The organism is Sebaldella sp. S0638 (assembly GCF_024158605.1).
Lineage (GTDB): Bacteria > Fusobacteriota > Fusobacteriia > Fusobacteriales > Leptotrichiaceae > Sebaldella.
The window spans coordinates 21,004-33,858 of sequence record NZ_JAMZGM010000040.1 but is presented as its reverse complement, the minus strand read 5'-3'; the positions used below and the strand labels follow the sequence as shown (position 1 = coordinate 33,858).

14 protein-coding genes are annotated in these 12,855 nt (G+C 35.6%); 12 read left to right on the top strand and 2 right to left on the bottom strand.

Annotation, left to right across the window (positions count from 1 at the left end; all coding sequences use genetic code 11):
• Window positions 1-86: 86 nt before the first annotated feature.
• Entirely contained in the window at window positions 87-1,025 is a 939-nt protein-coding gene (locus tag NK213_RS11785) for an aminotransferase class IV (protein WP_253349375.1), read from the top strand.
• Between the two features lie 49 nt (window positions 1,026-1,074).
• On the opposite strand, the gene NK213_RS11780 is transcribed toward NK213_RS11785, so the two are convergent.
• Window positions 1,075-1,644, bottom strand: a complete 570-nt coding sequence (locus NK213_RS11780) for a PepSY domain-containing protein (RefSeq protein ID WP_253349374.1) — start codon at window positions 1,642-1,644, stop codon at window positions 1,075-1,077.
• Between the two features lie 203 nt (window positions 1,645-1,847).
• Here NK213_RS11780 and NK213_RS11775 point away from each other — a divergent pair, with 203 nt between their 5' ends.
• The 4 genes from NK213_RS11775 to NK213_RS11760 all read left to right on the top strand — a co-directional run bounded on the left by NK213_RS11775 (window position 1,848) and on the right by NK213_RS11760 (window position 4,817).
• Window positions 1,848-2,402, top strand: a complete 555-nt coding sequence (locus tag NK213_RS11775; protein ID WP_253349372.1) for a hypothetical protein — start codon at window positions 1,848-1,850, stop codon at window positions 2,400-2,402.
• 69 nt (window positions 2,403-2,471) lie between these two features.
• Complete coding sequence (locus NK213_RS11770) at window positions 2,472-3,017, top strand: hypothetical protein (protein WP_253349370.1); 546 nt, start codon at window positions 2,472-2,474, stop codon at window positions 3,015-3,017.
• A 95-nt stretch (window positions 3,018-3,112) separates the two neighbouring features.
• The gene (locus NK213_RS11765) at window positions 3,113-4,171 is read left to right on the top strand and encodes an aminopeptidase P family protein (protein WP_253349368.1); all 1,059 of its coding nucleotides are present in this window, start codon (window positions 3,113-3,115) and stop codon (window positions 4,169-4,171) included.
• 115 nt (window positions 4,172-4,286) lie between these two features.
• A complete protein-coding gene (locus NK213_RS11760) occupies window positions 4,287-4,817 on the top strand; it encodes an NUDIX hydrolase (RefSeq protein ID WP_253349365.1) in 531 nt (176 codons plus the stop codon).
• A gap of 74 nt (window positions 4,818-4,891) precedes the next feature.
• On the opposite strand, the gene NK213_RS11755 is transcribed toward NK213_RS11760, so the two are convergent.
• Window positions 4,892-5,422: a hypothetical protein gene (locus NK213_RS11755; RefSeq protein WP_253349363.1), complete on the bottom strand. Its 531-nt coding sequence runs from the start codon at window positions 5,420-5,422 to the stop codon at window positions 4,892-4,894.
• 255 nt (window positions 5,423-5,677) lie between these two features.
• Between NK213_RS11755 and NK213_RS11750 the strand changes: the two genes are divergently transcribed.
• The 7 genes from NK213_RS11750 to udp all read left to right on the top strand — a co-directional run bounded on the left by NK213_RS11750 (window position 5,678) and on the right by udp (window position 12,828).
• A complete protein-coding gene (locus NK213_RS11750) occupies window positions 5,678-6,751 on the top strand; it encodes a BMP family protein (RefSeq protein ID WP_253349361.1) in 1,074 nt (357 codons plus the stop codon).
• A 54-nt stretch (window positions 6,752-6,805) separates the two neighbouring features.
• Entirely contained in the window at window positions 6,806-8,314 is a 1,509-nt protein-coding gene (locus tag NK213_RS11745) for an ATP-binding cassette domain-containing protein (RefSeq protein WP_253349359.1), read from the top strand.
• Entirely contained in the window at window positions 8,304-9,392 is a 1,089-nt protein-coding gene (locus NK213_RS11740; protein WP_253349357.1) for an ABC transporter permease, read from the top strand. The genes NK213_RS11745 and NK213_RS11740 overlap by 11 nt, the downstream gene beginning before the upstream one ends.
• Window positions 9,376-10,281, top strand: a complete 906-nt coding sequence (locus tag NK213_RS11735) for an ABC transporter permease (RefSeq protein WP_253349355.1) — start codon at window positions 9,376-9,378, stop codon at window positions 10,279-10,281. Before NK213_RS11740 ends, NK213_RS11735 begins: the two co-directional genes overlap by 17 nt.
• A gap of 104 nt (window positions 10,282-10,385) precedes the next feature.
• Window positions 10,386-11,129 (top strand): GntR family transcriptional regulator, encoded by a 744-nt coding sequence (locus NK213_RS11730; protein ID WP_253349353.1) that lies wholly within the window; start codon window positions 10,386-10,388, stop codon window positions 11,127-11,129.
• A gap of 9 nt (window positions 11,130-11,138) precedes the next feature.
• Window positions 11,139-12,083 carry a nucleoside hydrolase gene (locus NK213_RS11725; RefSeq protein ID WP_253349351.1) on the top strand — a complete coding sequence of 315 codons (945 nt, stop codon included), beginning with the start codon at window positions 11,139-11,141 and terminating at the stop codon, window positions 12,081-12,083.
• Window positions 12,076-12,828, top strand: a complete 753-nt coding sequence (gene udp, locus NK213_RS11720) for a uridine phosphorylase (protein ID WP_253349349.1) — start codon at window positions 12,076-12,078, stop codon at window positions 12,826-12,828. Before NK213_RS11725 ends, udp begins: the two co-directional genes overlap by 8 nt.
• Window positions 12,829-12,855 lie beyond the last annotated feature (27 nt).

Sequence of the window (12,855 nt, the reverse complement as noted above, 5' to 3'; positions counted from 1 at the left end):
TAATTATTACATAAAGTAACAAAGATTTTAAGTAGTTAATTTAGCTTTTTTAACTACAAACATATTATACAAGGAGGTAGAAAAATATGGCTGAAACAGCAGATTTTATGGAATATGCTTATTTTAGAAAGAATATAACCGAGTTTGCAAAAGCACAGATAAGTATAGCGGCAAATAGTCTGCAATATGGAACTCTTGCTTTTGGCGGCATCAGAGGATATTGCAGAAACGGGAAAACAACAATATTCAGACTGAGAGAGCATCACGAAAGATTAATGAATGCTTCAAAAATGCTAGGTTTTGAGTATTACATAGAGTATGAAGAATTTAAAAATATAATGGGTGAACTGATAAAGAAAAATAATGTATCGGGAGATTTTTATATCAGACCGTTTATATTTTGTGATACTCCAAGGATAGCACCAAAAAAGCCGGGGCTGGAATTTGATCTGGCAATTTATTTTCTGCGTATGGATGATTATGTGAAATTTGACGGAGGAGTCAGATTCATGAGTTCTACATACAGAAAATATAATGACGCTTCTATACCGACAAAGGCTAAAGCCGGAGGAGCTTACATAAATTCATTTCTGGCAACAAGTGATGCCATTAGAAACGGTTATGACGAAGCACTTATGATGGATGATCACGGGAATGTGGTAGAAGCCGCAGTGGCGAACGTTCTGGTAGTATATAGAGGAAGACTTCTGATACCTGACACAGGAGCAGCAGCACTGGAAGGAATAACAATCAGAACTGTTGTAGAGCTGTTAGAGCATGCAGGATACACTGTGGAGAGAGAAAGAATAGACAGATCAATGATTTTTTCTGCTGATGAGTTACTGGTGACAGGGACTGCCATGAAAGTAGTTTATGCAGAATCTTTGGACGGAAGACCAATAGGAACTCCTAACTATTCCGAAAAAGCAAAACCGGGAAAATTCTGTAAGTTTTTACAGGAAGAATTTGAAAAAGTAATAAATGGAGAACATGAAAAATCAAAAGACTGGTTGGAAGTATTTTAAATATATGTAAAATAAGGCTGTGAAAATACAGCCTTATTTTTATAAGAAATTATCTTTGTTTAACATGATATGAAATAATCTGTCCGGTAACAGCGTCTATTTCATAACTATATTTTTTTGAATCAGTTAGAAATTCAATATCATATAACATTTTTCCGCGTTTGTCGTAATTGCCGAATTTAACAAAGCTTACATTTGATTTTGTAAAACCGGCATGATTCAGAACAATTGTTTCTGCTTCTTCAGCATTTAGCATACTGGGCAAAAGTGTTTTTGAAGACCGGGGTTTGTTTTTTATTTTAGATTCTGACTCCAGAATATCTCCTGTTATACCGTCTATTTCAAATTCATATTTTATATTACTGTTCAAAACTTCAATTTCATATATAACATATCCGTCATCGTAGTCAATTTCACACTTTGTAATATCTCCCCCGCCGGATTTTTTCAGTGCGATTTCTCCTGCCTGTCCCACAGTCAGTTCAGGTTTTACAAATCTGCTTTTTGTTTTTTTATTCAAACAGTTGATGTCAGAAATATCAGTTGCTGAATTTGCTGTTAGAAATATAAATACCGCGGCTAAAAAATAAATAATTATTTTAGAATTTCTTTTCTTCATTGTTACCTCCAAAAATTATTATGACTATCTGATATTATATCATAGAATAAAATTATATAAAGTAAAATATAAAATTATAATAAAGAAATTTTTTAATTGTATTGTTAAATATAATTTAGTATAGTAAAATAAGATAAAAGTGATTAATAAATTAGGATTTTTCTGTGGTTTTCACAGGCAGAACAGGTTTTGAAAGGAAAATAATGAAAAAAAAGTTTTGCAAATGGTTTGGAATCATTGGCACAGCACTATTATTAACATTGGGGACTACCTGGGCATTTAATCTGGTAAGATACACAGAAGGAAAAATAGCACTTATGAATCCCGGGAAACTTACAATTGCAGGAGGAAAAGTTATTGATCAGGAGGATTACTCTGTGAATCGTAATGATATTATATATGTAAACTGCAAAAATAATTGTCTTGCACGTGTAAGATACACTAAGGTTATGTTTGAAAATAGTTCGGAATATTATTATTTGAACGGAAATATTACAGAAAACCTGTTAGGAAAGAAAGTAAAAATTTATTATGATGAGGATAAAAGGATTTTTCCAAAAGGTCATGTGGATTCTTTTGGATTATTTATTGATAATAAAGAAATAATTCCTGTTATCAGTAAGAGAGACCGTGATTCTAAAAGTGTTTATGTTTATTTGATGATGATGGTCTTTGCAGACATAACAGCTTTGGGAATGTTGCTTTTAATACTGTGGGAGGATTCAGTTTTGAGAAAAGATAATAAGAAAACAGGCTGAATTAGATATTGCATATCATAATTATAAAAAATTAAAGATAAAAATGAATTTAGAAAAGAGGTAATGTGAATGAGAAATAAGGTTATAACAGTATTATTTTATTTGATTGGTTTTACTATGATTTTTGCTACACCTCATTTTCCCGGAGGAATTCCCAGCATAGGCCCGTTAAAAGGCGGAGTGACTTTTTGGGGAACAGATGCTGACGGGAATTATATCGACGGGGTAACATATGATGCCGATTACAATATTAATGTCCCTAAATACGGAGAGATAAAGGTAACAATAGGGGTTACAACGTTTTATTCCGGTGGTCAGAAGGCTGAGACGAGTATTTCGTTTGTATTAGAAAAGCCTATGGACGGTTTCACGGGAGAAGTCAGCATAAATACTGTTTCCGGAGGAAAAACCACTGTAAACAATTATAAAGGAAATTCAAATAACGGCAGAACATACACATACAGTCCGATGTTTGATTTTGCCGGTGCAGATAAAAACTCCGGAATTACTGTGGATTTTTTGCTTAATAATGGAAAAAAACTTTCTGTGAAGCTTAAAAAGGAAACAGCACAAGACTGGATTTTTATATCACAGCAATTTCCTGAATCAAAGTAGAAAAATAAGAACTGTTTTCGTAAAGTGAAATAATATAGATAAAATCAGAAGTGTTTTGTGATATAATAAAAATAAAATCACTCAAGGAGGAAAAAATGTTGAACAAAATAATGGAAAACATGAATGTGGATGCAATATTCATAACAGATTTATACAATCTCAGATATTTTACAGGATTTACCGGAACTACAGGAGTGGCACTTGCTGCAAAAGAGGGGAATTTCTTTTTCTCTGACTTCAGATATAAAGAACAGGCAACAAAACAGGTAGAGGCAAATGGTTTTAAGTTTGTAGAAGTGGGGAGAAATTCTCTTGATAAGGTAAAAGAGAAAATAGACGAACTTGGTATAAAAAAACTAGGATTCGAAGATTTGAACGTGACATTCAGTTATTACAAAAAGCTGGAAGAAATATTCAAAGTAAATATGTATCCTTTGGGTGAATCTTTAGTAAAACAGAGACTTATAAAAAAAGATCATGAAATAGAAAATATAAAAAAGGCAATAGAAATATCAGATACAGCATTCAGCGAAACTTTAAAGATTATAAAAGTCGGGATTACTGAAAAAGAAATAGCTGCTCATCTGGAATATGTTCAGAGAAAGCTTGGGGCAGAAAACAGATCTTTTGATACTATAGTAGCCAGCGGTTACAGATCAGCACTGCCGCACGGAGTAGCCTCAGATAAAAAAGTCGGGATGAATGAACTGGTAACTACGGATTTTGGTGCATATTACAATGGTTATGTGTCTGATATGACAAGAACGTTTTTTGTAGGAAATGAAATTTCTGACAAGCAGAAAGAAATCTATGATATAGTTCTGGAAGCTAATAAAATGGCTATAAAACAGGTGAAGGCCGGAATGAAATGCAGCGATCTTGATAAAATAGCAAGAGATTATATAGCATCAAAAGGTTACGGAGATAATTTCGGACATGGATTAGGGCATGGAATAGGGCTTGAAATACATGAGGCTCCTACTGTTTCTCCTATGGGAGATATTATCCTTGAAGAAAATATGCTTATCACTATAGAACCGGGGATATATATCGACGGATTCAGCGGAGTAAGAATAGAAGATGATGTAATAGTGAAAAAAGACGGCTGTGTGGTTCTGAATAAATCAAACAAGGAACTGATAATGATAAAATAATATCTTTTTGTAATTTTTGACGATTTTATTATTTAGACTATAACAATATTTTTAAGAAGGCTGGATTTCGGTTCAGCTTTTTTAGCAGGGTAAATATTATGAAAGGAAGTGAGCGATGAAACGTCTTGGCAGAAAAGTAATGTATGAAAGCAACTGGATTAATTTTTATCTGGACAGGGTAGAAATGAATGATAAAACTATCATTGAAAGCTATCATGTAATAAATTACCAGAGAGAAGGTGTTGCTGTCATTGTGGAAAATGCAGATGAGGAGATATTATTCGTGAAGGCACACAGATATCTGCTTGGTACTGCTGAATGGGAAACGCCGGCAGGAGGAACCGAAAAAGGCGAAGATATTTTGAAAACAGGGGAAAGGGAAGTCTGGGAAGAATCCGGCTATCATATAAAAAATATTCAGCACCTTTTTTCATATTTTCCTGCAAGCGGAAGCACTGACCTGAAATTTCATGTTTTAAAGGCTGTATTAGACGAGGAAAAGGAACGCGGGGACTTTGATCTGAATGAAATAGCAGATGTAAAATGGATAAAAAAAGATGAAATAAAAGAAATGATAAAAAATAATGTGATCAAAGACGGTTTTACACTCAGCGGTCTGATGTATTATCTGTTCATGGATAAATAGTTATTATATAAAAAAAGAGCTTCCTGTAATTTCAAATATAGGAAGCTCTTTTTATGTTACTATGTATAAATTTATTAATTCCATTCTCCTATAGCGTCTACATAAAAGTAATAAAGATTGCTTTCGATCCATCTTACGTCAAAAGTAGCAAAATCACCTTTTTGGAAGTAGTTATATTCACTGTTGTTTCCTATGTAAACTCTGTACTGCTCTCCCTTGCATGAAATCATTCCGCCTTCGGCTTTTTGGTCTACATTGCTTGGTATTTTCTTTTCTTTAGCGGTAATTTCACATTCTAAAGGCTTGGCAGCTACACCTCTTTCTGTATAACCGTCACGAGCTTCTTTAGCAGTGATAAAGTTAGCTTTGTTCTTTGCTGCTTTTTCCTCAGCCTGTTTCTTTTCAGATTCTTTTTTAGCTTCTTCATTTTTTTCCTGAAGCTTTTCTTCTACAAGCTCATCTACTTTCTGATTCATTTTTTCTTCCTGCTCAGCGGCTGCGGTCTTTTTGTTGTTTGAAATAAGGGTAAAAGATAAAGCCCCTATTGCTAAAAGAAGGAATACAAACACAGCAGCTATAACTGCAATAATAGTATTTTTTTTCATAACAAATTCTCCTGAATTTTTAATTTAGTATAATTTTAAAAATTAAAACATACATAAAGATTATAGCATTAAAATTAATAATGTCAATGAAATTTATTGTTTTCAGCATAAAAAAATTATTTAACCGTTATATTAATGTATATGAAAAAATTAAATATTGACAAATAGAAAAAATAAGGTATAACTTATTAAATTGTACAACTTGATTAACTTGTTGAACAAGTTGGAAATATAGAAAATATTTGAGGTGATAAGATGTTGAGGAAGAATTTTAAGTATCTGTTGTTGGTAATGACTATGGTATTGACAGTTTTAGGCTGCGGAAAAAGTGAAAGCGGCGGAGATGATGCTTCAGGTAAAGGGAACATCAAAGTGGGAGTTATATATACTAAAGCAAAACTTGGAGGAAATTCGTTTAATGATCTTGTATTCGAAGGAGTAAAAAGGGCAGAGGCGGATTTCGGCATAAAATATAACAATGTGGAACCGAATACTGCGGCAGATCAGGAAAATGCACAGGAAACAATGGCAAGTTCGGGGGAATATGCATTAATCATAGTAGTGGGGCAGGAACAGATGGACGCGCTGAAAAAAACTGCGGAAAAATATCCTGACCAGAAGTTCGCATATATTGATGGGGTATTGGATATGCCTAATATAGCATCTTATGAGGCGAAAGAACAGGAAGGGTCGTTTCTTGTAGGTGTGCTTGCCGCATTATCAAAAGAACAGAAAATAGATCCAAAATTCAACAGTGAAAATAAGCTGGGATTTATAGGGGGAGTGAATTCACCTCTTATAAATAAATTTTATACAGGTTATATGGCGGGAATAAGATATATTAATCCGTCTTATGCAGTAACAGCCGATTATGTGGGAGGTTTTAATGATCCGTCTACGGGGAAAGTAATCGCAAGTACAATGAATCAAAAGGGAAATGATGTTATCTATCATGCTGCGGGAGCATCAGGGACAGGGCTGTTTCAGGCAGCAGAGGAAAAAGGCTTTATAGCAATAGGAGTGAATTCAAATCAGAATAAACTTGCACCGGATAATATAATAGCAACAATGATAAAGAAAGTAGATGTTGCTGCATATTCCGCAATAAAAGATATCAAAGAGGGGAAATTCAGTCAGGGAATGAATGTACTTGGTCTGAAAGAAGACGGTGTAGGATACACAACTGAAGGAAGCAATATAAAAGTACCTCAGGAAATAATAGATGAAGTGGAAAAAATAAAGCAGAAGATAATCAGCGGAGAATTGGTTATACCGGATAAACCGGAAAATGTAGATGAGTTTTTGAAAAATAATACTTATTCAAAATAAACCGGAATATTTATTTGAAATTTGTTTAGAAAACAGGTGAAAGTGAGGAGTAAAGTGTCTTTAGTTATAGAAATGAAAAATATAACAAAAACCTTTCCCGGTGTAAAAGCCAATGATGATATTACCTTTGAAGTGGAAAAAAACGAGATTCATTGTCTGCTTGGTGAAAACGGTACTGGCAAAAGTACCCTTATGAATATTTTGTTTGGTCTTTATAAGCCCGATAAGGGGGAAATATTTATAAACGGGGAGAAAAGCACCATATCAAACCCCAGAGAGGCATTTCACAAAGGAATAGGGATGGTTCACCAGCATTTTATGCTTGTAAGCCAGATGTCTGTTTTGGAAAATATCATTTTGGGGAAAGAACACGGAAATTTCTTTATGGATTTAAAAGAAAGCCGTAAGGTTATAAATGAACTGGCACAAAAATATAGTTTTAAAATAGAACTGGATGAAAAAGTGGATAATTTGTCTGTAGGCGTGAAGCAGAGAGTGGAGATATTAAAAACCCTTTACAGAGGGGCGGATATTATTATTCTTGATGAACCTACCGCAGTGCTTACACCGCAGGAAGTGGAAGAACTGTTTAAAATATTGAAAAGCCTGAAAAAAGACGGCAAAACAATAATTTTTATTACGCATAAACTAAATGAAACAATGGAGCTTTCTGACAGAATAACAGTTTTGAGAAATGGAAAAAAAGTAGTAACCTTGAATAAAGAAGAAACCAGCCCCGCAGAACTTGCATATTATATGGTGGGCAGAGATGTGAATTTTGAAATAAAAAAAGAAGATGTGAAAGCCGGGGATGTGATTCTTTCCGTAAAAGGACTGAAACTTTTAGAGAAATCCCAAAGTAAAGTAGATTTTACAGTGAGGGCAGGGGAGATTCTCGGGATAGCCGGTGTGGAAGGAAACGGTCAGCTGGAACTGGAAGAGATAATAATGGGTCTGCGAAAGCCTTTGGACGGGGAAATATTTATAAATAACGAAAATATTACGAGAAAAAGTGTACATGAACGAAGAGAAATGGGAATAGGATATATACCTTCCGACAGGCATAAAAGAGCAATGGTGAAAGAATTCAGCATAAAGGAAAATTATCTTTTGGGGTATCAGGACAGCAGTCAGTTTACCAGAAATAAATTCGTAAAATATGGAAAACTTACAGACTACAGTAAAGAAATGATAGAAAAATTTGATATAAAAGTACCGGGGCCGGAACACACAATAGGAAATCTGTCAGGAGGAAACCAGCAGAAAGTAATACTCAGCCGTGAAGTAAGCCACAGTCCTGAATTGGTAATAGCGGCACAGCCCATAAGAGGGCTGGATATAGGTGCAATAGAATTTATACATAATATTCTTTTGGAATTACGTTCACAGGGAAAAGCCATACTTCTGATCTCGGCCGAGCTTTCCGAGATAATGAAACTAAGTGACAGAATAGCTGTATTTTATGAAGGCGAGATAAATGGTCTTGTGAATGCCGGAGAGCTGGAAAGAGAAGAAATAGGACTGCTTATGGCAGGGGAAAGGTTAGAAAAATATGGAAAATAAAAAAAAGGATTTGGGTTTGGTTTTGAAAGAGATATCGAGCATAAAATCCGTAAAGGATATATGGTCGTCCATAATAGCTATAATACTGGCTTTTCTAGTAAGTTCCGTAATTATTCTTTTGATGAATGAATCTCCTGTGGAGGCGTATTCTTATCTCATACAGGGAGCTTTTGGAAATACAAGGGCTTTATATAACACAATAGCAATGAGTATTCCTCTGATGTTTACAGGACTTGCAGTAGCCGTGGCTTCACGCGGAGGGTTATTTAACATAGGGGCAGAAGGGCAGCTTTATATAGGATCAATGTGTTCTGTTCTTACGGCGCTTGCTTTTCCTGGGCTTCCCAAAGTAATACTGCTCCCTCTTATAATAATTGCCGGATTCATAGGCGGTGCTGTATGGGGCTTTATTCCGGGGTATTTAAAGGCTGTAAGGGGAATAAACGAGGTAATCGTATGTATAATGCTGAATTATGTAGCCCAGCTTTTTACTTCTTACCTTGTAAACGGACCGTTTAAAGATGAAGGAATGCAGGCACACACAAAACAAATATCGGAAAATGCAAGATTCGTACGTTATACGACAAGTTCACAGCTGACGAATGCAGTCTTTGTAGCTGTACTTATTATAATAGCCGTCTATATACTGCTTTGGAAAACATCAGCTGGATTTAAAATAAGAACAGTCGGCTTGAATTTCTTTTCATCAGAGGCAGCGGGAATAAATCCCAAAATAACAATGATAGCTACAATGGCATTAAGCGGAGGAATAGCTTCTATGGCAGGTGTGACAGAAATAACAGCTAAATATTACAGATTCGTAGACACATTCTCACCTTCATATGGTTTTACGGGAATAGCCGTAGCAGTATTAGGAAGAAATAATCCGTTTGGGATAATACTTACTTCACTGCTTTTTGGTATGCTGGATTCGGGAGCTCTTAGAATGACACTGGAAACCTCTATTTCTTCCAGTATGATAAAAGTAATACAGAGTCTGGTTATACTATTCGTGGCGGCACCGCAGATAAGCAAAATTTTCAGTAAGAAGGTGATCAGATTTGGAAATACAGATTAGTAATATTTTGGCAATAACATTCCAGATACTAATTCCTATTGCACTTGCAGCTATAGCCGGGACAATTTCCGAGAGAAGCGGTGTAATAAATCTGGGACTTGAGGGAATGATGCTTATTGGTGCATTCGGCGGGGCATACGGAAGTTTTATATCAGGCAGCCCGTATGTAGGAATACTGTTTTCAGTGATAATATGCTCTGTTATGGGATTTTTGCATGCATATTTCTGTCTTGCTCTTCGGGCGCATCAGTCCGTAGTGGGAGTAGGAATAAATATATTTGCCGGGGGAATCACTGCTACACTTTTGAAAATAATCTGGCAGAACGAGGGACAGAGTCCTATAGTAAAATCAGTACCTAATGTGACAATACCTGTGTTAAATAAGATACCGATTTTAAGGGTATTATTTGAAAATCAGTCGATTTATCTTTATTTTACAATAATAATAGCAGTTTTCTCCTATATTGTGATCTATAAAACCAAGGTAGGCCTTAGACTTCGGGCTATAGGAGACCATCCCAAAACTGCTCAGACATCGGGAATAAATGTAAATAAATACAGATATACCGCAGTTGTCATAAGCGGAGCAATAGCAGGACTGGCAGGATCGTACCTTTCTATTTCGCTTAATAATCTGTTCGTAAAGGACATGACAGCAGGAAGAGGTTTTATGGGACTGGCTGCAAATATTTTCGGCGGATGGAATCCTCTGGGATCACTGATAGCAAGTTTTATATTTTCAGTGGCACAGGCTTTGAGATTTTATCTTACAGGTCTTGATATACCAAGTTATTTTATAGAAATGATCCCTTATCTGGTGACTCTGGTGGTATTGGTGGTTATAAAAAATAAATCAAAAGGACCGGAAGCTCTTGGAAAAATCGACTGATTTTAACGCTTGAGAAATTCTTTTCATTTTTATTTTTTAAATTTTATTAATATGCTACAATTATGTTACAATAATAAGAAAATTTAATAAAAAGAGGGTATGTCATGGCTAAAGAAAATAAGGACTTAGAAAAAGTAAAAAATAAAATTCCTTTGTATGTAACTGTTTATGAAGAGATATTCAGTATGATAAACAGGGGTGAATTTAAACTGGGAGAAAAACTTCCCGGGGAAAATGAACTTGCCAAAATGCTGAATGTCAGCAGGGGAACATTAAGACAGGCCCTGTTACTGCTTCAGGAAGATAATATTATTTTTAACTATCAGGGAAAAGGGAACTTCATTACTAATAATAAATTTAAAATAAATGAAACAGCACAAAAAGAAGTGATAATAGCAACTGCATGTAATATTCAGGAGTACAGCGGCATAGAAGCGGAAGTGGCTTTTCAGCTTCCCACTGTGAAGCTGCAGAGAGCTTTGAATATAGAAAGTACCAGAATGGTAGCTGCTTTTGATATTGATTTTTATATAAACGGAGAACGTGTGTGCTATATGGTGGCGTTTTTGCCTTATGATAACATAAGTGAGTATAATATTGATTTTAAGGATAAAAAGAGTATAGCGGCGTCTCTTTTTGAATATGTAGAAAAAAATGTAATGGATATAAGAACAAAGCTTACGATAATTGAGGTAGAAAAGGAGCACAGGAAAAAGTTTGATTCTGAGAATACAAAGTCACTGGCAGTATTTGACGAGATAGTACATTCAGATCTTGGAATGCCTATTGCCACTATGAAAACTTACTGTGTCCCAAAATATTATGAATTTTACATAAAAAGAAAGTGACGGATAAGTATGAAAATTATATTTGATTGTGATCCGGGACTGGATGACGGGATAGCTCTGCTGACTGCATTCAGTTATGAAGGATTTGATATAAAAGCTATAACCACAGCTTTTGGATGTTCCACAGTGGAAAATACAACCAGAAATGCATTAAGACTTATGGATTTTCTTGGAAGGAAAGATGTGAAAGTAGCAATGGGAGCATTTGAGTCTACAATTGGGAAAACTGATATTGCACCTTATGTACATGGTGAGGACGGGTTTAAAAATATAAATCTCCCGGAAACTGATTTTAGACCATATGATAAAAACGCAGTAGAGACTATCTATGAAATTGCAATGAACAGTGATGAAAAAATAACTTTAATTGCTACAGGCCCTTTGACTAATATAGGGACAGCACTGAAAAAGTATCCTGAATTAAAGGAGAAAATAGAAAAAGTGTCTATAATGGGCGGTGCAGTGGGAATGGGAAATAAGTCCCCGGTAGCAGAAGCCAATATATCAAATGATCCTGAAGCTGCAAGAATTCTTTTTGAATCAGGAATTCCCGTAATTATGAGCGGCTTAAATATGACATTTAATGCATTGGTATATGATAATGAAATAGAGGAGATAGCAGCTCTGGGAAATAAAGAGGCCAGACTGGGTGCTGATTTCCTGAGATATCACAGGGAATTTTACAGAAAACAAAATTTTGCAGGTGATCCTCCGCATGATATTTGTGCCGTGGCTCAGCTGATAAAGCCTGAAATATTCGAGACAGTGCATTGTCATGTGGATGTGGAGACTAAAGGAGAGTTTACAAGAGGTGAAACAGTAGCAGACCTGAAAAATAAATACGGCAAGGAAAAAAATGCTTATGTAGCCGTGGGAGTGAATAGGGAAAAATTTGTTGAATTTATCAGGGAGAGATTATCGGCATATAAAAGGGGTGAACAGAATAATGACTGAGAAAAGTGAATTTCATATAAAGTGTAAAACAGGTGATATAGGCAGATATGTTTTATTACCCGGAGATCCTGACAGAGTGCCGAAGATAGCAAAGTATCTTGATAATGCAGTAAAAGTACAGCAAAAGAGAGAATATACCATATATACAGGGTATCTTGACGGTGAAAAGGTATCTGTGTGTTCTACTGGAATAGGAGGACCGTCGGCGGCAATTGCACTTGAAGAGCTTGCCAATATAGGCGGTGACACTTTTATAAGAGTGGGAACTGCCGGAGGAATGGACATTAATATAAAAGGCGGCGACTTGGTAATTGCTTCAGGGGCAATAAGAAACGAGGGGACGAGTAAGGAGTATCTTCCGCTTGAATTTCCTGCGGTTGCTAATCATGAAGTGATGACAGCACTTATAAAAGCAGCGGAAATACTTGGGAGAAATTATCATATAGGAGTAGTTCACTGTAAAGATTCTTTTTACGGACAGCATACGCCGGAAAAAATGCCGGTGGGAAGTGACTTAAAACATAAATGGGAGGCTTATCTTGCAGGCGGGGCATTATGCTCTGAAATGGAATCTGCGGCGTTATTTACTGTGGGAAGTTATAGAAAAGTCAGGGTAGGAACAATATTGCTTGCAGTGGCTAATCAGGAGCGTGAAAAGCTCGGACTTGAGAATGTCTTTGCAGATGATACGGAATTAGCTATAAAAACAGCTGTGGAGGCTGTGAGGGTGCTTATTAAGGGATAAAATAAAAGAGTTTTTTCAAATATTATG

Excerpts from the sequence above, each read along its gene's own strand:
- NK213_RS11725 (WP_253349351.1), top strand. The coding sequence starts at position 11,139 with ATGAAAATTATATTTGATTGTGATCCGGGACTGGATGACGGGATAGCT.
- NK213_RS11730 (WP_253349353.1), top strand. The coding sequence starts at position 10,386 with ATGGCTAAAGAAAATAAGGACTTAGAAAAAGTAAAAAATAAAATTCCT.
- NK213_RS11760 (WP_253349365.1), top strand. The coding sequence starts at position 4,287 with ATGAAACGTCTTGGCAGAAAAGTAATGTATGAAAGCAACTGGATTAAT.
- NK213_RS11775 (WP_253349372.1), top strand. The coding sequence starts at position 1,848 with ATGAAAAAAAAGTTTTGCAAATGGTTTGGAATCATTGGCACAGCACTA.
- udp (WP_253349349.1), top strand. The coding sequence starts at position 12,076 with ATGACTGAGAAAAGTGAATTTCATATAAAGTGTAAAACAGGTGATATA.
- NK213_RS11755 (WP_253349363.1), bottom strand. The coding sequence starts at position 5,422 with ATGAAAAAAAATACTATTATTGCAGTTATAGCTGCTGTGTTTGTATTC.
- NK213_RS11785 (WP_253349375.1), top strand. The coding sequence starts at position 87 with ATGGCTGAAACAGCAGATTTTATGGAATATGCTTATTTTAGAAAGAAT.
- NK213_RS11780 (WP_253349374.1), bottom strand. The coding sequence starts at position 1,644 with ATGAAGAAAAGAAATTCTAAAATAATTATTTATTTTTTAGCCGCGGTA.
- NK213_RS11770 (WP_253349370.1), top strand. The coding sequence starts at position 2,472 with ATGAGAAATAAGGTTATAACAGTATTATTTTATTTGATTGGTTTTACT.
- NK213_RS11740 (WP_253349357.1), top strand. The coding sequence starts at position 8,304 with ATGGAAAATAAAAAAAAGGATTTGGGTTTGGTTTTGAAAGAGATATCG.
- NK213_RS11750 (WP_253349361.1), top strand. The coding sequence starts at position 5,678 with ATGTTGAGGAAGAATTTTAAGTATCTGTTGTTGGTAATGACTATGGTA.
- NK213_RS11765 (WP_253349368.1), top strand. The coding sequence starts at position 3,113 with ATGTTGAACAAAATAATGGAAAACATGAATGTGGATGCAATATTCATA.